Below are 18019 nucleotides of genomic sequence, written 5' to 3'. Positions count from 1 at the left end.
GGGCCTCCACCGGCCACACCCGCCGGTATCCCACCGCACGCCCACGCGCTCCCTTCCGAGCGGGTCCGGCCGCGTCTCCCCCGCACACAGGGCCGCGGCCGGGCCCGCAAACTCCCCGCTTACGAGCGGTCGGAGAAGCGGGCCAGGACCAGTGACTCGACCACGCCGACGACCGCGTACGCCAGGATCGACACGGCGGTGACCACCACGATGTCCGCCCACACCTCGTCGTAGCGGAAGCCGCCGATCGCCCGCAGGATCTCGGCGCCGATCCCCCGCCCGGTGGCCAGCCACTCCGCGATGAGCGCCCCGATGATCGAGGCGGGCACGGAGATCCGGGCCGAGGCGAAGACGGAGGGCATCGCGGTCGGCACGGCCACCTTGCGCAGGACGGTCAGGCGCGTCCCGCCGTACGCCATGATCAGGTCGGTGGCCTGCGGCGAGGCGGAGCGCAGCCCGAAGGCGATGTTCACCAGCGCGGGGAAGAAGACCACGATGCCGCCGATCACGGCCACGCCCAGCAGGTCGCGGCCGAAGATCAGGGTGATCAGCGGCGTCATCACCACGAGCGGCACCGACCGCAGCAGCATCGCGACCGGCATGAACGTCTGCTCGACGGTCCTGAACAGCACGAACGCGACCGCCACGACCATGGCGGCGATCATCCCGGTGGCGAACCCGATGGCCGCGTCCCTGATCGTGATGCCCAGCGCGCCGAACACGGCCTCGCGGTGGGCGGCCGACGAGGTCAGGTACTCCCAGACCTGCGGCGGGCGCTTGCCGACGAGCGGGCTGATCCCGAACGCCTCCAGGGCCACCCACCACGCGGCCACGACGATGACCACGGAGGGAACCAGCGGCCCGACGATCCTCAGCACGGTGCGGCCGATCACTGTGATTCGCCTCTCGACCAGGGGGTGACCACGCGCGCGAGAAGGGCGACGATCGCGTACCCGAGCCCGGCGATCAGCCCGGACACGAGCGCGAGCCCCCACGTGCGCGGCACCTGGAACTGCTGCTGGGAGATCATCAGGGAGACGCCCAGCCCGGAGTCGTTGCTGCCGAGGTACTCGCCGATGATCGCGCCGAGCAGCGCGGAGGGTGCGGAGATCTTCAGGCCCGCGAACGTGCTGGGCAGGGCGGAGATGATCTGCACGTAGCGGAGCCTGGCCAGCCGGCCGCCGCCGTACACGGTGACGACGTCCAGGCTGGCCCGGTCGGCCGAGCGCAGCCCGAGCAGGGCGCCGATGAGCGTGGTGAAGAAGACGGAGATGGCGGCGAGGAAGACCACGGTGGCGTCGCCGCCGAAGACCACCAGCACGATGGGGCCGATGGCGAGCAGCGGGATGCAGTAGCTGATGACGGCGAGCTGGGTGGCGACGGCCTCCAGCCGGGGCACGAGCAGCACCAGCAGCGCCACGCCGATGGCCAGCCCGTTGCCCCACAGGAAGCCCTGGACCGCCGCGCCGAGCGTGGCCGAGACGTTCGGGCCGTAGAAGGCCCAGCCGTCGGCGCCCATGGCGGCCAGCACCGCCCACGGGGTGGGCACCGCGCCGCCGCCGGCGAACACGGTGACGGCGAGCAGCCACCACAGCGCGACGAGCGCGACGACACCGAGCAGCCCCTGGACGCGCCTCATGCGCCGTGCCCGAACAGCAGGTCGCTGAGGTGGTCGTGGATCGCGTGGAACTCGGGCGTACGCATCATCTCGGGGGTGCGGGGCCGGGGCAGCCCGATCTCCACCATCTCGATGACCCGCCCCGGGCGCGGGCTCATGACGGCGACCACGTCCGAGAGGAAGATGGCCTCGCCGATGCCGTGGGTGACCATGAGCGTCGTGGCGGGCTTCTCGGTCCAGATGCGCAACAGCTCCAGGTTGAGCCGCTGCCTGGTCATGTCGTCCAGCGCGCCGAACGGCTCGTCGAGCAGCAGCACGCTGGGCTTGACCACCAGCGCGCGGGCGATGGACACGCGCTGCCGCATGCCGCCGGACAGCTCGGCGGGCCGGGCCTTCTCGAACCCCTCCAGCCCGACCAGCTTGATCAGGTCCTCGATCACGCCGGGCTCCGGCTTGAGCCCGGCGACCTCCAGCGGCAGCCGGATGTTGGCCGCGACGCTGCGCCAGGGCAGCAGCGCGGAGTCCTGGAAGGCGATGCCGAGGTGGTGGCTCCTGCGCAGCTCCTCGGGTGTCTCGCCGTTCACCCGGATCTCGCCCGACGTGGGCTCCTCCAGCCCGGCGAGGATGCGCAGCACCGTGGACTTGCCGCAGCCGGAGGGACCGAGCAGCGACAGGAACGAGCCCTTCGGCGTCTGGATGTCGACGCCCTGGAGCGCGGTCACTCCCTTGCCGAAGGACTTGCTCAGCCCCGCGATGCTGATCCCCGTCATGACAGCTTCAGGCTCGGGTCGGCCTTGTAGATCTCGTCCAGGATCGTCAGGTCGAAGAGCTGCTCGGCCTTGATGGTCAGGCCGGCCTTGGCGAGCGAGGCGATGTTCTGCTCGATCAGCTCCGGCGTCATCGTGAACAGGCCGTTGGCCTTGACGTCGGGGGTGACCACGAGCTCGTTCTGCATCTTGGCCTCCTCGGTCTGCTCCTTGACGTCGAGGTTCTGGTCCTTGCCGTAGACGGTGGCGGCCAGCTCGGCGGACTTGGCCGGGTCGGCGACGGCGTCCCTCCAGCCCTTGATCTCGGCGGTCAGGAACGCCTTGAGCTTGTCGCGCTCCTTGTCGATCGTCTCCTGCGTCACCGTGAACGTCTCGGCGACCAGCGGCAGGCCGGCGTCGGCGAACAGCAGGTAGGCGGGGTCGTGGCCCTGCATCCGCAGCCGTACGGGACCGCTGGTGACGTAGCCGACGTAACCGTCGAGCTGCCCGGAGGTGAGCATCGAGGGGTCCGACTGGAACGGCACGCGGGTCACGCTCGACGGGTCGAGGTTGTTGGCCTTGAGCAGCGCGTTCCAGACCAGCTCGTTGGAGTCCTGGACGCCGATCTTCTTGCCGACGAGGTCCTTGGCGTCCTTGATCGGGTTCTTGTTGAGCGAGACGATCGCGAACGGGTTCTTCTGGAAGGTCGCGCCGACGATCTTCAGCTGGGCGCCCTGCAGGACGGCCGGGGCGGTGATCGTGGGCGCGGACAGGCCCGCCCAGCAGCGGCCCGTGGCCAGGCCCGACTCGACCGAGGTGCCGGAGCCGCCGCCCGACAGGAGCTCGACCTGCGAGAACCCGGCGGCCTTGAAGTAACCCTTGGTGTCCGCGAAGTACTCGCCGGCGAACTCGACGTTCTTCTTCCAGGAGAGCTGGAGCTTGACCGAGCCCAGCCCGCTCGTTTCTCCGCCGCCGCCGGCGGCCGTGGTCTCGCCGCAGGCGGCCAGGCCGAGCGCCAGACCGGCCAGACCTGTTGTCCGCAGGAACGCGCGGCGATCGAGGGAAATAGCCATAATTCATCCTTGAGCGGCGGGTGAACGTGCAGGTCAGGACGGTATCCATTGATTATTACCATCGTGTGACGGTGGTTTTGGACGCCCGGGCACCGGAAGCCGTCACGCAGGGAGAACGCGGGAAAACCGCTGGCGAGCCCTGTAGGTCCCTACGAGAGCACCATCCGAGGACCGTAGATCCCTCCAGCCACCCGGCGGCTCCGGTAGCGTCGAGCCTGAAATGAGACTCGACGGAATCCCCCTTTGGGACGGTACCGAATATCGCGGCCCAGTCGATCTGAGCTGGGAGCCGGACCGGATCATCAGCGTGCAGCCGGACGTCGTGCCCGGCCACGACGGTCTGTGCGTGCTCCCCGGCCTGGTCGACACGCACGTGCACCTGGTCGGCTACGCGGGCCCAGGCGACCCGCCGGACTTCGCGACCTGGCCGCTGGTGACCACCCGGGACGAGCAGGTGCTGCACGGCGCCGCCCACGCCCAGCGGGCCATGCGGCACGGCGTGACGACCCTGCGCGACCTGGCGGGCGACGAGGCTCAGATCGCGCTGCGCCGGGTGTTCGACGCCGGGGTGCTGCCCGGGCCGCGCGTCCAGGTGCACGGCGTGGTGGGGATGACGGCCGGGCACAACGACCTGTTCGTGCCGCCCGCGTTCCCCGTGCGCAAGCCCACGGCGGACGGCCCCGACGAGTGCCGCAAGCTCGTACGCGCCTGGGCCCGCGCCGGCATGGACGGCATCAAGCTCACGACCAGCGGCGGCGTGCTGTCGATCGGCGACAAGAACGCCTGGCGCAACTACACCCGCGACGAGATCAGGGCGGTCGTCGACGAGGCGCACGCGCTCGGCATGCTGGTGGCCTCGCACGCCCACTCCGAGGACGGCATCCGCGTGGCCGTCGAGGAGGGTGTCGACTCGATCGAGCACGGCACGCTCATGAGCAAGGACCTGGCCGAGACGCTGGCCGCCCGGGGCACGCCCGTCGCGCCGACGCTGCTGATCAACGAGGCCATCGCCGAGGGCCGCGTCCCCGTCACGCCCGAGGCCAGCGCCAAGGCCGCCGAGCTGATCGCCCGGCGCGACGTGCTGCTGGCCCAGGCCGCCGCGCTGGGCGTGCGGTTCGTGCTCGGCACCGACGCCAACGGCCACCACGTGCAGTTCGGCGACCAGTTCGCCGAGGTCGTCCACATGACGCGGGTGCTCGGCATGGACGCCGAGTCCGCGCTGCGGGCGGCCACCTCCGACGCGGCCGACTCGATCGGCATGCCCGTGGGGCGGATCGCGCCGGGGCTGGGCGCCGACTTCGTCGTGCTGCGCGGGCGTCCGTGGGAGCGCATCGAGGACCTGGCCACGGAGAACATCGTGGCCGTGGTCTCACGGGGCCGCGTCGTCGCGGGCCGCCTGCCCGTCTCTCCCTGACCGCAGCGCCAGGTAGAGGTCGGTACGGTCGCGCATCGACGACATGCGCCGCCCGGTCAGCTCCTCGATCCGCTGCATGCGGTAGCGCAACGTGTTGACGTGCACGTACAGCTCGTCGGCGGTGCGCTGCCAGGAACCGCACGTCTCCAGGAAGATGTCGAGCGTGCGCAGCAGCTCGGAGCCGTGCCGCGCGTCGTACTCCTCCACCGGCCCCAGCAGGTGATCGCGGAAGGACCGGCGCACGCTGGCCGGCAGCGCGGCCATCAGCAGGTCGAAGCTGTCGATGTCGGCCACCGACATGATCGACACCGGCCCCGGGCCGCCCCGCGCGGACTCCATGCCCCGTCTGGCCGTCTCCAGCGCCTCGCCGAGCTGCGACACGCTGGCCGCCATCTCGCTGATCCCGGCGGCGATGCTCAGCCCGGGGCGCTCCGCCACCAGGCCGCGCAGCTCGTCGGCCAGGCTCTTGCGCGACGCCCGGCCGTTGACCAGCACGATCGCCTCCTGCGAGGTGCCGCCGACGATCAGGTGCCGGCCCCTCCTGGCCAGGCCCTCGTGCAGGACCTCGGGCAGGTCGTAGTCGTCATTCACCGGTCCCGTCCGCGTGACCGCCATGGCGGCGGTCGGCAGGCCAGGGTCGGCGCCGAGCAGTCGCAGGTGCGCGGAGACCTCGCCCGGCGGGATGTGACCCAGCACGTCGAGCAGCGTCTGCGCCCTCACCCGTTCGGCCCTGCGCTGCTCGGCCGCGAACCCCTCGGCCGTCACGACCTGCGTGATCACGCCGAACGACTGGTCGGGAGCGGCCAGGAGCAGCGGCAGCCGGCGCCGTTCGCACGCCTTGACCAGCTCCTCGGGCAGCTCTCCCAGCACGATCAGCCCCACGACCAGGCCGGCGGCGTCGGTGGTCCACAGCGCGTCGGCGAACCGCTCGCAGTCGGCCGGCTCGCCGTACCAGACGCCGCTGGTGAGCACGAGGTCGCCGGACTGCAGGTAGCGTCGGGGGTCGGGCAGGTCCGTCGGGTACGCGCGCCGGATCTCGCGGTCGACCTCCTCGTGACCCGTCACAAGCGTCAGCCGCAGGTCGTCGCGCGCGAGCAGGTCCGACAGCCTCATGAAATCTGATGTTATGCCAGCTCAAAACCCAAGAGTTCAGAGGTTCGCACGATACTCCGACCTCGCGGTGTCGGGTTTACTCGTGGTCATGCGTCCCAAAGCAGAGCTCCATCTGCACATCGAAGGCACCCTCGAGCCAGAGCTCGTCGTCGAGCTGGCCCGGCGTAACCGGATCGACCTGCCGACCTTCGACGTGGACGCCATCCGCTCCCGCTACTCCTTCACCGACCTGCAGTCCTTCCTGGACCTCTACTACGAGCACATGGCGGTCCTGCGCACCGAGGAGGACTTCTACGACCTCGCCGCCGCCTACCTGCGACGGGCCAAGGAGCAGGGCGTGCGGCACGCGGAGATCTTCTTCGACCCGCAGGCGCACCTGAGCCGGGGTGTGCCGCTGGAGGTGGTGTTCGGCGGGCTGTCGGCGGCCCTGAAGGACGGCGGCGTGTCGGCCGCGCTGATCCTGTGTTTCCTGCGTGACCAGGGGGCGGACGAGGCCGAGCAGGTGCTGCGGGCGGCGCTGCCGTACCGGGAGTCGTTCATCGGGGTGGGGCTGGACTCGGCGGAGGTGGGCTACCCGCCGTCGCTGTTCAGGCGGGTCTTCGAGATCGCGGCCGCCGAAGGGCTGCACCGGGTGGCGCACGCGGGCGAGGAGGGCGGTCCCGACTACGTGTGGGAGGCGCTGGACATCCTGCGCGTCGAGCGGGTGGACCACGGGATCAGGGCCATGGAGGACCCGCAGCTCGTGGCCAGGCTCAGGGACGAGCGGATCCCGCTGACGGTGTGCCCGCTGTCGAACGTACGGCTGCGCGCCGTGCCGTCCCTGCGTGACCACATCCTGCCCGCGATGCTGGACGAAGGGCTCGTCGTGACCGTCAACTCGGACGACCCCGCGTACTTCGGCGGTTACGTCGAGGACAACTACGCGGCGCTCCAGCGGGAGCTGGGGATGACGGACGAGCAGCTCGACCGGATCGCCCGCAACTCCTTCGACGCGTCGTTCGCGTACGAAGGGTGAGACTACGGGGACCTGCCCCTCGGCATCGGCCGCCGAGGAGCAGGTCCGGTAGCGGCATCGCTGTTCTGGCGCGGTGTTCGCAACCACCGCCTCCGAGTGGCCCTGCGTAGGGTGACGGACGCGGATTCGAAGTGCGGGCCGACCACCTGCGCGAGGCCTCTCTCACAGACGAGACTGGGCGAGACCGTGAGGCCCGACCCTGCGGGCGGGCCCCGTGGTCACGTTTCTCAACCGCCGAAGAGACTACTTAGGCGAGCGTGCACTTCCGGTTGTCGTTCTCGTCGTGACGGCTGAGGATGTCGAGGATGTCGCCGGTCTTGACGCTCAGCAGGCTGTTCTCGTTCGTGTTGATGTCGCCGCCGGCGATGAGGTTGTCGTCGCCACAGACGAACAGGATCTTCCTGTTGTCGTCGTGGTCCTTCGGGAAACCGGTGGTGGCCGCGAACGCGGAGCCGCCGAACACGGCCATCCCGGCGACGAGGCCGGCCAGAACGAGTCCATGTCTGTACATGTCGATTCCTCTCTGATGCATTTCAACTACTCTCCGTAGCTGTCGGAGGGAGATGTCCCCGACGCTCGACTGCGACAAACGCCCACAATTTTCACTTTTGACCCTGCGGGCGCTTCTCTCACAGACGAGTGGTTGAGCAAGACCAAGGGGCCCGGCCTGACAGGCGGGCCCCGTGGTTACGTTTCTCAACCGCTGAGGAGACTGCTTAAGCGAGCGTGCACTTCCGGTTGTCGTCCTCGCTGTGGGCGCTGAGGATGCCGAGGATGTCGCCGGTCTCGATGTTCAGCAGCTTGTTCTCGTTCTTGTTGATGTCGCCACCGGCGATGTAGTTGTCGTCGCCACAGACGAACAGGATCTTCCTGTTGTCGTCGTGGTCCTTCGGAAAGCCGGTGGTGGCCGCGAACGCGGAGCCGCCGAACACAGCCATCCCGGCGACGAGGCCGGCCAGAACGAGCCCATGTCTGTACATATCGATTCCTCTCTGGTACATGTCCACTACTCTCCGTAGCTGCCGAGAGTGAATGTCCCCGGCCCCCAACTTCGACAAACGCCCACAATTTCGCTCTTGACCTGGCGAAATGGCGCGCATGGCCGAACCGATATGTAGATCGTCGATCTTGACGTGGCAGTGCTTCCCCGTGGTGACTCCTGTACCTTTTCCCACCTCGCCACAGACCTTGGCGCGGGCGCATTCGGGGCCTCAGACTGGTACATACGGGCGGTGATCATGACCATGCGTAACGACCCGCCCCTTCCGACCGCCCCGAACTCGACGTGATGCGTGCTCTGGTGCTGGTCGGGCTGGTGTTCTGCCACGCGTCGCCGGTGTTCGGCTCCCAGGGATCACGTTCGTTGGCGCGGCACTTCTCGCTGGTGCTCGCGCCGCTGGTGCGTCAAGTGCCGCATGAGCCCGCCCGCCGGATCCGCGACCGGCTCGCCCCGTTCGGGATGCGGGGGCCTACGGCACGGTAAGGATGACCGGGCCGTCAGCGGTGATGGCGACCGTGTGCTCGACGTGCACGCTCCTGCTGCCGTCTCCCGAGCACACCGACCAGCCGTCCTCGGACATGTAGTACTCGTCGTCGCCCCCGGCCATCAGGCTCGGCTCGATCGCGATCACCAGGCCGGGCCGCAGTCGCATCCCGCGCCCCGCGCGGGCCTCGTTGGGCACGAACGGCGACTCGTGCATGGCCCGCCCGATGCCGTGGCCGCCGAAGTCGTTCTGCATGCCATATCCCGCGCCGCGCCCGACCGTGGACATGGCGTGGCCGATGTCTCCCATCCGGCCGCCGGGCACGGCCGCCTCGATGCCGGCGGCCAGCGTCTCCTCGGCGACCCTGATGAGCTTGAGGTCCTCCGCGCGCTGCTCGCCGACCGCGAAGCTGACCGTGCCGTCGGCGTGCCACCCGTCCACGAACGCGCCGCAGTCGACGCTGATCAGGTCGCCGTCACGCAGCCGGTACGGGCTCGGCAGGCCGTGCAGCATGACCCCGTTCACGGACGTGCAGATCACCCCCGGGTACGGGGTCGCGCCGAACGACGGGTGGTAGCCGAGGAACGACGCTCCCGCCTTCGCCTCCTCGATGACCGTCCGGGCCACCTCGTCGAGCGCCTTCAGCGAGACGCCGACGGCGGCCCGCTCGCGCACCGCGGCGTGGACGGCGGCGACGACCCGCCCCGCCTCCCGCATCGCGGCGATCTCTCCGGCACTCTTCAGCTCGATCACGGCCCCTCCTCGCATGCGTTACCAATAACTATACCGGTATTACTATCACGCTACGAGGGCCTGTCGCACCGCTCTAGTCGAGCCCCTTTCTGCCGGGCGTCCAGAAGGGCTTCGTACGGACGTCCCTGCGCTGCCAGCCGCGCTCGTTGACCAGATGGGCACGGATGGCCTGGATCGTGCGCGCCTCCCCGGCCAGGTAGGCCACGCCGGGCCCGTCCGGCAGGTCAAGCTCCCTGACGGCGTTGACCAGGACCTCCGACCTGGCCGCCGGCTTGCCGCCCCGGCACACCTTGACCAGCTCCTTGGGCAGCTCCAGATGGTCGCCCGGCCCCTCGGCCTCCACCGCGCCGTAGGCCGCGACGCCCTCCGGGAGCGCCCGCAACATCGCGCCGAACGCCACCGAGGCCGTCTCCTCGCCCGCGAACAGGTGGTAACGGGCTTCCTGCGTGACGAAACTGCCGTCCGGCCTGGTGAAGGAGATCTCCATGCCGGGCTCGGCGGTCCTGATCCAGGAGGCGCCCGGCGAGTCGCCGCCGTGGTCGTAGCCGATCAGGTCGAGGGCCTCCCAGGCCGGGTCGTGCCGCCAGATCGAGTAGGTGCGCAGGACGCCGCCCAGCAGGCCGCCGCCGTCGCCGATGAAGAGGCGTACGTGCTGGCCGGGCGTCCATTCCAGGCCGGCGAGCGCCTCTCCCCCGATCCTGACCCGCCGCATGCGGGCGGTCACCTCCTCGACCTCGACCACCTCGCCGGTGAGGAACATCCGGTCGAGTAACCGTCGTGCGACGCTCCGCCTCATGGCGCCTCCTTCCATGGCCGTCTCCTGGTGTCCAGCTCCTCGATCCTGCGGCGGGCCTCCACGAAGACCTCCTGGATGCGCTCGACCACGGCCGGGTCGCCGTGCGCGTGGGCCAGCGCCTTCACGGCGGCTTTGACCAGGCGCAACGCCGGCCCGACGATCTCGGCGGCCTCGGGCTCGCGGAACATCCCCCACTCGCCCCTGCTGGCCGCCCGCCCCCACAGCCGCTCGATCACGTCGGCCTGCTCCTCGGCCGCCCGCCTGCCGTCCTCGGTCACGTGGTAGACCTTGCGGCCGTCCGTCTGCTCGACGCGTACGAGTCCTTCGTCCTCGAGCAGCTGGAGGGTGGGGTAGATGGAGCCGGCGCTGGGCTCGTAGGTGCCGTTGAAGCGGTCGGCGAGGCGGCCCATGACCTCGTAACCGTGACCGGGCTGCTCGACGATCAGGGCCAGGATGGCGAGGCGAAGCTCGCCAGGACCGAAGAAGCGCCCGGTGGGGCCCCGCTCGGGGCCGCGACGCGCGTGCATCATGGCTCGGATGCTATATCGAACGATATAGCTAAGCAACTGTCGATCGACCCCATCGCGGCCCGGCCACCCGGTAAAGCCGCAGGACAAGGCTCTTCTTGGGAGATTGTGGTGGCGGTTGGTGATGCCGCTGTCGGGGGTATGGAGGCTAACGGTGCTGTTGTGGAAGGTGTGGAGTCGTTTGTTGCCGGAGGGCGTGTGCGCACCGTACGCCCCTCTTCCGTCCACGCTCGCTATGACGGACGCCTGAAAACAAGGCTATGGCCTGTCCTATGCCCGGCTCCTCGGCGAACATGGCAAAACCACAGAACGTGTCTCCGCTTCGTCACAGGAGCGCGGCCGTCGTGGCGCCGTACTCATCCAAGGTCCCGGACACGCGGGGCGAGCCATCCAACACAGGGGGAATTGATGAGTACACGGGGGAACGGCAAGCGGCCGCGGATCAGCGCTCTGCGCGCACACGGCGTGCGGGCGCTCGCCGTGGGAGGCACGCTGGCCGCCTCGCTGCTGGCCGTCGCCGGGCCGGCGCACGCCACGACCGACGTGAGCGTGTCCGGTTCGGAACTGTACGTCTACGGGGGCGACGCGTCCGACAACATCGACCTGTCCCTGTCCGGCCGCTGGGTGATCGTTTCGAACGCCGGCGACAGGATCGAAGCGTCCGCGCCGTGCAGGCGGGAGAGCGCCAACCGGGTGGCCTGCCCGGCCGACGAGATCGAGTCGATCGTGGCGGTCACCGGGCCGGGCGACGACACGCTGCGGAACCGTACGCGCCTGCCGATGCGGGCAAACCTGGCGCCGGGGCGGGACAACCTCATCTCGGGGAACGGGGCCGCCACCATCGGCGGCTCCGGCAACGTGATCGAGATGTAGTCGGGCGACGACCTGCTTTCCGGCAACGGGGGCATCGACCTGGCCGGCGTGGGCGATGGCATGGACAGGTACGACGCCGGGGCCGGGAAGTTCGGCGAGAACTGATTGACGGGTGAGTGCCCCGCCGCTTCAGGAGAGGCGGCGGGGCGCTGACCGGAACCGGCGGATCTCCGCCCCCAACCCCCGCAGCGACTCGACCGGATGCTCGATCTCCGTCCACGGAGGCGTGAGATCCGTGTCCGTGTAGCGCGGGACCACGTGAATGTGGAAATGGAAGACGCTCTGCCAGGCGGTCTCACCGCTCGCGTGCCACAGATTGACCCCCTTCGCCCCCAGCGCCCCCGTGAGCCGGCGCCCCACCTCCACAGTAACCCGCATGACGTGGGCCGCCTCGTCGAGCGGGATGTCCGTCAGATCCCGGTGATGCGCTCTCGGCACGACGAGCGTGTGCCCCTTGGTGGCCTGGGCGAGGTTGAGGAAAGCGATCGTGTGGTCGTCCTCGTGGATCGTCTGTGAGGGCTCGGTGCCTTCGACGATCCGGCAGAAGACGCACGTGCCGCCGCTCATGCCGTCGGCATCGCGCCCGGCCTCGGTGTCCGTCACGGATCACGATGCTCGCAGCCCGCCCGGAACCCGCTCAACCGATTATCCGGCGTCCTGCTCGAACAGGCGGTGGAGGAGCGCCCCCTGGCCGGATTGCAGCACGTGGCCGTGCTCCAGCGGGATCCAGAAGCACTCGAACCGCGTGGGCGGCTCGTTCCCGTCATGGTCCTCGCTGCTCGCCCACCGATCCGGGGTCTCTTCGTGCAGGGCCAGCTGGAAGATGTGGCGGCGCTGGAGCTCGGCGCGGTAGGGGGTTATGTCATACTCCGCCACGCCGAGTTTCCGCACGACGGTGAAATCGTGGAGCCCGGTCTCCTCCCGCGCCTCCCTGAGCGCCGCGTCCCGAGGGTCCTCCCCTGCCCTGATGCCCCCCGCAGGCACCTGCACGCCCACTTCCTCGGGGCTGTGGTCGACGTGGCGGAACACGAGCAGCTTGTCATTGCGGACGATGTAACAGAGGGCCGTGTCGCGGATCGTTCTGTCAGGCATGGGCGATGATCGCATAGCGCTCGTCGTGCACGGGACCGCCCCAAAGGTCGGTGTCGTCGCCGAGCGGCTCGACGCGCAGGTCGGCGACCAGCGGGCGGACGGCGGCGGCCAGGTCAGCGGCGGCGAGACCGCCGTTCCAGGGCAGCGATCCGGCTCCCTCCACATAGGGTTGCCCGGTCTCCCGCCAACGTCCCTCCACGAGCACGAGCCTGCCGGACGGGCGCAGGCGGCCGGCCCACTCGCGCAGCGCCGCCTCGGGGTCGGGCAGGGTCCACACCAGGTGCCGGCAGAGCACCACGTCAAAGCGGTCGTCGCCGGTGGGCGGGGCGGCGGCGTCGCCGACCAGGAACCGCCCCGCGAGCCCGGCGGACGACAGCTTGGCGCGGGCCTGCTCGATCATCCGTGGCGCCACGTCCACGCCGGTCACCCGGTGCCCGGCCGCGGCCAGCAGCATGGACAGGGACCCGGTGCCGCAGCCGACGTCGAGGACGTCGGCCGGGTGGGGCGGGGCCCAGGCGCGCAGGCGGCGGTCCCAGGCGGCACGCGTGCGGTCGGCTCGCAGGCCGTGGTCCGGCTCCTCGTCGAAGGTGGGGGCGGCGGCGTCCCAGTAGCCGGTGATCGCGGAGGTGAGATCGGACATGGGCCCGATCCTTTCAACCGCCACCGACAATCCCGCCGTCATGCCATGGTGATGACGACCTTGCCCCGGGCGTGGCCGCGCTCGATGTAGCCGATCGCCTCGGGAACCTCGCTCAGCGGGTGCGTCCGGTCGATGACCGGCCTGATCTTCCCCGCTTCGAGCAGGTCGCGCAGGGCCACGAGATCGTCCGTGTTCTCGTCGGCCACGTATCCGGCGAGCAGGCTCTGCCGTACGAACAGGGACGACACCATCACGTGGATGATGCGGGTCATGACCCCCACCCAGCGCCCGCCCTTGTCGCCGCTGTTGTGCAGATAGATCCCCTGAGGGGCGAGCACGCGCCGGCAGTCCGCCAGGGAGCGGTTGGCCACGTTGTCGAGGATGACGTCGTAGCGCTCGCCGCTGCGCGTGAAGTCCTCCTTGGTGTAGTCGACGACGTGATCGGCCCCGATCGAGCGTACGATCTCCACGTTCCCGGGCCCGCACACGCCGGTCACCTCCGCGCCCAGGGCCTTGGCGATCTGCACCGCGAACGGCCCCACCCCGCCCCCCGCGCCGTTGACCAGCACCTTGTGCCCGGCCCTGACCTGCGCCTTGTCACGGAGAGCCTGTAACGCGGTGACGGCCGCCACCGGCACGGCCGCCGCCTCCTCGAACGTCAGCCCGGCGGGCTTCCGCACCACGAACCCCTCCGCCGGAACGGCCACGTACTCGGCGAACGCGCCACGGCAGAAGCCGTACACCTCATCGCCGGGCCGCAGCGCGGTGACGCTCCTGCCGGCCGCCACGACCTCCCCGGCCAGGTCGCCGCCCAGCAGGTGGGCCTTGGGGCGGGTCAGCCCGGCCTGCGCCCTGAAGATGTAGGGCAGGCCGCGCAGGAGGTGCCAGTCCCCCGCGTTGACGGAGGCCGCCCGGACGCGGATCAGCACGTCATCGTCGCCGATCGCGGGTTTGTCGACGTCCAGGAGCTTGATGACGTCGGGCGAGCCGTAGGAGTGGTAGCGGACAGCCTTCATGGCGATGCTCCCTGGTCAGAGTCTTTGGTCATGTGTAATATTTTTCTTACACATGAAAGACGGTAACACTCGCCGATCGCCATCGACAATGCTCACCAATCGGTAGCAATTGCTAACCTATGGACATGGAGCCATGGCCGCAGAAAGATCAGATAGCCGCGGCGCTACGCCAGATCAGCGCCGGATTCGCGGCGCTGGCGGATGCGATCTCGGCCGATCCGGCTCAACCCCCAGCAGACAGCCGGCATCGAGCGCTCATCGCCGAATGGGGGCGCGATGGCCTGACCAGGGCTGAAGCCAGCGCGTTGTTCCGCAAGCACGGCTTCTCCCCCCAGGCCGCCGGCGGCTGGGCCCGCGGCGACTGGCTGGAGGTCCGCGAGGACGGTCGCCGCTATCTCACCGAACGTTCGCTGCACTGGCTGGCCGAACAAGGAGCCCCCGATGACGCACAGCCCCGTGACTGAGCCCTTCAGCGTCCGCCTCGAGGTCCGCATCTACGAGATCGACCCGCAACTCCACCTCAACGGCGGCTTCTACATCCAGTACGCCGACCACGCCCGCTTCGCCTGCGTCCGGGCCGCCGGGGTGTCGGTCGAGGAACTGCTCGACAGCGGCCTCGGCCCCGTCAACCTCGAGACCGTCATCAAATACCACCGCGAGCTGCGCGGCGGTGACGAGGTGGACGTCACCTGCGACTGGGAGTGGAGCGGCGGGAAGACCTACCGGGTGCACCATCTCCTGCGGCGCGTGGACGGCACCGTGGCGGCCGAGGTGAGCCACGTGAGCGGCCTGCTCGACCTGAAGACCCGCCGACTGGTGCCCGATCCCGACCGCGAGTGGCACACAAGAGCCGCCAAACCCGAGCTCCTCGGCCTCACACGCAAATTCGGCCCCTGAAGAAATCTTCGAGCAGAATGAACAAAACCCTGGACTCCCGGTTCTGGGGCGGGTGAAAATCCGATCGTCCATCCGAAGATCGTGGAGACGCCGGGCAGCTCTTGTTCCGCGCGTAACCCCTGTTCAACACGGGCGATGACGTATGCGGGTAGTGCATGGGCTGCTCACGGCGGCGCTGATCTTAACCATCTCTCCGGCGGTCGCCGCCCAGGCCGACGAGGTGCCGGAGCCACCGAAGGCCGTTCAGGAGCCGCCGAAGGCCGAGGAGGCCGCGGTCGCGGCCGCTCGGAGCGCCGGCCGGCCGGTGGAGATCGAATCGATGCGTACGGAGACCCGCCAGGTCTTCGCCAAACCGGACGGCACGCTCTCCATGGAGCTGAACGTCCGCCCGGTGCGCGTCCGGCAGGCGGGCGGCTGGGTCCCCGTCGACACCACGCTCCGCCTCAACCCCGACGGCTCGGTCAGCCCGGCCGCGACGGCGATCGGGCTGAGGTTCTCCGGCGGCGGCAACGCCCCGCTGGCCAAGCTGTCGCGCGGCGCCAAGTCCCTGGAGCTCGGCTGGCAGGGCACGCTCCCCAAGCCCACGCTGAACGGCGACACCGCCACCTACCCCGAGGTCATGCCGGGCGTGGACCTCCAGGTCACCGCGGACGTGGACGGCTTCTCCCACATCCTGGTGGTCAAATCGCGGGCCGCCGCGGAGAGCATGACGGAGCTGACGTTCCCGCTGTCGGCCTCCGGCCTGTCGGTCGAGTCGGACAAGGCGGGCAACATCGAGGCCGTCGACAAGAACGAGGGCACGATCTTCACCGCGCCCACCCCGAAGATGTGGGACTCCAAGGGCATCACGAGCCCGCAGGCGCTCAAGGAGGGCCGCTCCCCGGAGGCGCGCGAGGCGACGATGGGCGTGGAGCTGGCGGGCAAGCAACTGCGGCTCAAGCCCGACAGAAAGATGATGACGGACCCGAACACCAAGTTCCCCGTCTATCTCGACCCGTACTTCTCGGCCGCCCGCAACGCCTGGACGGCGGTCTGGAGCAACTGGCCCAACTCCAACTACCTCAACTCCAGCGACGTCGCCCGCGTCGGCCACGTCGAGTCGCAGAAGAACCGCACGTTCTTCCAGATGAACACCGGCTCGACCATCCACGGCAAGCAGATCATCAAGGCCACGCTGCGCACGTACGAGACGTGGTCGTACTCCTGCAGCGCCCGCAAGGTCGAGGCCTGGGCCACCAACACCATCAGCAAGGCCACGACCTGGAACAAGCAGCCCTCGTGGGTCAGGCTGCTCTCCACGGTGAACGTGGCCAAGGGCTGGGGCTCGTCCTGCCTGCCCGGCGGCGTCGAGTTCGACGTCACCTCGCAGGTCGTGGACGCCGCCGCCAAGAAGTGGCCCAACGTCACGATCGGTCTGCGGGCCACCAGCGAGACCGACGTGTACGCCTGGAAGAAGTTCAAGAACAACCCGAGCCTGGTGATCGAGTACAACTCGATCCCGTCCGACCCGGTGGCCGCCGACGCCTGGTCGGACCCGGGCGGCCCCTGCCTCTCCGGTGACGAGCGGCCGGTCATCAGCACGGCCACCCCCAAGCTGTGGGCCAAGCTCAAGGACACCGACAACTCGGTCAAGGGCCGCTTCGAGTGGTACAACGCCGCCGGGACGAAGACCGGCGAGTACGTCACCGCGACGGGTTCGTCCGGCTCCGCCTACTACGCGACGATCCCGGTCAGCCTGTACGCGGACGGCGCGCTGATCCGCTGGCGCGTCCGGGCAGAGGACGGCAAGGCCAACAGCGCCTGGAGCCCCTGGTGCGAGGCCACCGTGGACGCCACCGCCCCCGGCAGGGAGCCGGTCGTGACCTCGCCCCAGTACACCGAGGAGGGCTGGAACGACGGCGTCGGCCTGGCCGGCACGTTCACGTTCGATCCCAACGGCGTCACCGACGTGGCCGCCTACGTCTACGGGCTCGACACCACGCCGAAGTCCGAGGTCGCGCCCGCCGCCGACGGCACGGCCACGATCGCGCTCACCCCGCGCCACGACGGCCCCAACGTCCTGTCGGTACGCAGCAAGGACCGCGCAGGCCAGCTCGGCCCGATCCGCACCTACGTCTTCAACGTCAACAGCGGCAAGGGCCCGAACGGCCACTGGGCCATGAACGAGGGCCAGGGCGGCGTGACCGCCGACGCCACCGGCGCGCACCCCGCCACCCTGTACGGGACGTCGTGGACGACCGGCAGGACCGGCGCGGGGCTGAAGCTGGCCAACGCCTACGCCCAGACCTCCGGCCCCATCACGGACACCAGCCGCAACTTCACCGTCACCGCCTGGGCCCGCCTGACCGGCACGACCGCCTCCGCCACCGCGCTCACCCAGGAAGGCGGCAGGACCGGCGCGGTCTCGCTGCAGTACAGCAAGACCGACGACCGGTGGGCGCTGGTGCTGGCGGGCACGGACGCCGACAACGCGACGACCGTGCGCGCCCTGTCCGGGGCCGCTCCCCGGTTGAACGAGTGGACCCACCTGGCCGGCGTCTACGACTCCGCCGCCCGCCAGATCTCCCTCTACGTCAACGGCAGGCTCGAATCCACGGTCGCCGCCACCTCGCCGTGGAACGCGGCCGGACCCCTCACCATCGGCCGCGGCAAGGTCAACGGCGCAGCGGCGGACCACTGGGCGGGCGACCTCGACGAGGTCCGCGTCTACGGCCGCGCCATGTTCGCCGATGAGCTCGCCGACCTGGTCAACAGCGCTGCCACGCTGGTCGGCCACTGGACGTTGGATGAGGAGTCCGGCCTGACGGCCGCCGACTCGTCGGGCAGGGGGACGCCCGCAACCCTGTCGGGCGGGGCCTCGTGGACGGCCGGCTGGCTGGAGGGCGCGCTCGCGCTCGACGGCGTCAACGGCTACGCCCAGACCACCGGCCCCGCCGTCGGCACCAGATCCAGCTTCACCGTG

At 69.8% G+C, this 18019-nt stretch carries 21 protein-coding genes; 7 read left to right on the top strand and 14 right to left on the bottom strand.

Translation table 11 applies throughout. The features are described from left to right. Positions 1 to 119 precede the first annotated feature (119 nt). From ABZX61_RS55730 to ABZX61_RS55715, 4 genes are read right to left on the bottom strand one after another with little or no spacing between them, the layout of a single operon-like run. Positions 120 to 893 carry an ABC transporter permease subunit gene (locus ABZX61_RS55730; RefSeq protein WP_355208791.1) on the bottom strand — a complete coding sequence of 258 codons (774 nt, stop codon included), beginning with the start codon at positions 891 to 893 and terminating at the stop codon, positions 120 to 122. Next, the gene (locus tag ABZX61_RS55725; RefSeq protein WP_350729629.1) at positions 890 to 1639 is read right to left on the bottom strand and encodes an ABC transporter permease subunit; all 750 of its coding nucleotides are present in this window, start codon (positions 1637 to 1639) and stop codon (positions 890 to 892) included. The genes ABZX61_RS55730 and ABZX61_RS55725 overlap by 4 nt, the downstream gene beginning before the upstream one ends. Further along, positions 1636 to 2388, bottom strand: a complete 753-nt coding sequence (locus ABZX61_RS55720) for an ABC transporter ATP-binding protein (RefSeq protein WP_350729627.1) — start codon at positions 2386 to 2388, stop codon at positions 1636 to 1638. The genes ABZX61_RS55725 and ABZX61_RS55720 overlap by 4 nt, the downstream gene beginning before the upstream one ends. Then, positions 2385 to 3437: an ABC transporter substrate-binding protein gene (locus tag ABZX61_RS55715; protein WP_355208788.1), complete on the bottom strand. Its 1053-nt coding sequence runs from the start codon at positions 3435 to 3437 to the stop codon at positions 2385 to 2387. Before ABZX61_RS55715 ends, ABZX61_RS55720 begins: the two co-directional genes overlap by 4 nt. A gap of 220 nt (positions 3438 to 3657) precedes the next feature. On the opposite strand from ABZX61_RS55715, the gene ABZX61_RS55710 reads away from it, so the two are divergent. Then, positions 3658 to 4851, top strand: a complete 1194-nt coding sequence (locus tag ABZX61_RS55710) for an amidohydrolase family protein (protein ID WP_355208785.1) — start codon at positions 3658 to 3660, stop codon at positions 4849 to 4851. Here ABZX61_RS55710 and ABZX61_RS55705 read toward each other — a convergent pair. Continuing rightward, positions 4807 to 5964 carry a helix-turn-helix domain-containing protein gene (locus ABZX61_RS55705; protein ID WP_355208783.1) on the bottom strand — a complete coding sequence of 386 codons (1158 nt, stop codon included), beginning with the start codon at positions 5962 to 5964 and terminating at the stop codon, positions 4807 to 4809. The genes ABZX61_RS55710 and ABZX61_RS55705 overlap by 45 nt on opposite strands. Positions 5965 to 6052: 88 nt before the next feature. Between ABZX61_RS55705 and ABZX61_RS55700 the strand changes: the two genes are divergently transcribed. Beyond that, complete coding sequence (locus ABZX61_RS55700; protein WP_355208780.1) at positions 6053 to 6979, top strand: adenosine deaminase; 927 nt, start codon at positions 6053 to 6055, stop codon at positions 6977 to 6979. Between the two features lie 247 nt (positions 6980 to 7226). On the opposite strand, the gene ABZX61_RS55695 is transcribed toward ABZX61_RS55700, so the two are convergent. Together ABZX61_RS55695 and ABZX61_RS55690 are read right to left on the bottom strand one after the other, a co-directional pair. Beyond that, the gene (locus ABZX61_RS55695) at positions 7227 to 7490 is read right to left on the bottom strand and encodes a hypothetical protein (RefSeq protein ID WP_355208778.1); all 264 of its coding nucleotides are present in this window, start codon (positions 7488 to 7490) and stop codon (positions 7227 to 7229) included. A 205-nt stretch (positions 7491 to 7695) separates the two neighbouring features. Next, on the bottom strand, positions 7696 to 7959 hold the full coding sequence (locus tag ABZX61_RS55690; protein ID WP_192787646.1) for a hypothetical protein: 264 nt from the start codon (positions 7957 to 7959) through the stop codon (positions 7696 to 7698). Positions 7960 to 8267: 308 nt separating this feature from the next. On the opposite strand from ABZX61_RS55690, the gene ABZX61_RS55685 reads away from it, so the two are divergent. Further along, positions 8268 to 8462: a hypothetical protein gene (locus tag ABZX61_RS55685; RefSeq protein WP_355208775.1), complete on the top strand. Its 195-nt coding sequence runs from the start codon at positions 8268 to 8270 to the stop codon at positions 8460 to 8462. On the opposite strand, the gene map is transcribed toward ABZX61_RS55685, so the two are convergent. The 3 genes from map to ABZX61_RS55670 form a co-directional block, all read right to left on the bottom strand. Continuing rightward, positions 8449 to 9216 carry a type I methionyl aminopeptidase gene (map, locus tag ABZX61_RS55680; protein WP_350729616.1) on the bottom strand — a complete coding sequence of 256 codons (768 nt, stop codon included), beginning with the start codon at positions 9214 to 9216 and terminating at the stop codon, positions 8449 to 8451. The two genes, ABZX61_RS55685 and map, sit on opposite strands and share 14 nt — an antisense overlap. Positions 9217 to 9289: 73 nt before the next feature. After that, positions 9290 to 10012, bottom strand: a complete 723-nt coding sequence (locus ABZX61_RS55675) for a siderophore-interacting protein (RefSeq protein ID WP_350729615.1) — start codon at positions 10010 to 10012, stop codon at positions 9290 to 9292. Further along, positions 10009 to 10542, bottom strand: a complete 534-nt coding sequence (locus ABZX61_RS55670; protein WP_355208772.1) for a PadR family transcriptional regulator — start codon at positions 10540 to 10542, stop codon at positions 10009 to 10011. Before ABZX61_RS55670 ends, ABZX61_RS55675 begins: the two co-directional genes overlap by 4 nt. Positions 10543 to 10947: 405 nt before the next feature. Here ABZX61_RS55670 and ABZX61_RS55665 point away from each other — a divergent pair, with 405 nt between their 5' ends. Then, entirely contained in the window at positions 10948 to 11412 is a 465-nt protein-coding gene (locus ABZX61_RS55665) for a hypothetical protein (RefSeq protein WP_350729612.1), read from the top strand. Positions 11413 to 11541: 129 nt separating this feature from the next. Here the strand turns inward: ABZX61_RS55665 and ABZX61_RS55660 are convergent, their stop codons facing one another. From ABZX61_RS55660 to ABZX61_RS55645, 4 genes are read right to left on the bottom strand one after another with little or no spacing between them, the layout of a single operon-like run. After that, positions 11542 to 12015, bottom strand: coding sequence for an HIT domain-containing protein (locus tag ABZX61_RS55660; protein WP_355208768.1), 474 nt, complete (start codon positions 12013 to 12015; stop codon positions 11542 to 11544). Positions 12016 to 12057: 42 nt separating this feature from the next. Then, complete coding sequence (locus tag ABZX61_RS55655; protein ID WP_355208766.1) at positions 12058 to 12504, bottom strand: NUDIX domain-containing protein; 447 nt, start codon at positions 12502 to 12504, stop codon at positions 12058 to 12060. After that, on the bottom strand, positions 12497 to 13144 hold the full coding sequence (locus ABZX61_RS55650) for a class I SAM-dependent methyltransferase (RefSeq protein ID WP_355208764.1): 648 nt from the start codon (positions 13142 to 13144) through the stop codon (positions 12497 to 12499). The genes ABZX61_RS55655 and ABZX61_RS55650 overlap by 8 nt, the downstream gene beginning before the upstream one ends. 38 nt (positions 13145 to 13182) lie before the next feature. Then, complete coding sequence (locus tag ABZX61_RS55645) at positions 13183 to 14160, bottom strand: NAD(P)-dependent alcohol dehydrogenase (protein WP_355208761.1); 978 nt, start codon at positions 14158 to 14160, stop codon at positions 13183 to 13185. Between the two features lie 125 nt (positions 14161 to 14285). Between ABZX61_RS55645 and ABZX61_RS55640 the strand changes: the two genes are divergently transcribed. From ABZX61_RS55640 to ABZX61_RS55630, 3 genes are all read left to right on the top strand, one after another. After that, complete coding sequence (locus ABZX61_RS55640; protein ID WP_350729606.1) at positions 14286 to 14624, top strand: hypothetical protein; 339 nt, start codon at positions 14286 to 14288, stop codon at positions 14622 to 14624. Then, positions 14602 to 15057, top strand: coding sequence for an acyl-CoA thioesterase (locus ABZX61_RS55635; protein ID WP_355208758.1), 456 nt, complete (start codon positions 14602 to 14604; stop codon positions 15055 to 15057). The genes ABZX61_RS55640 and ABZX61_RS55635 overlap by 23 nt, the downstream gene beginning before the upstream one ends. A gap of 142 nt (positions 15058 to 15199) precedes the next feature. Then, positions 15200 to 18019 (top strand): LamG-like jellyroll fold domain-containing protein (locus ABZX61_RS55630; protein WP_355208755.1); only part of this gene is annotated, 2820 nt, incomplete at its 3' end.

The organism is Nonomuraea sp. NPDC003709 (assembly GCF_040610775.1).
GTDB lineage: Bacteria > Actinomycetota > Actinomycetes > Streptosporangiales > Streptosporangiaceae > Nonomuraea > Nonomuraea angiospora_A.
This window is presented reverse-complemented; position numbering and strand designations above follow the sequence as displayed.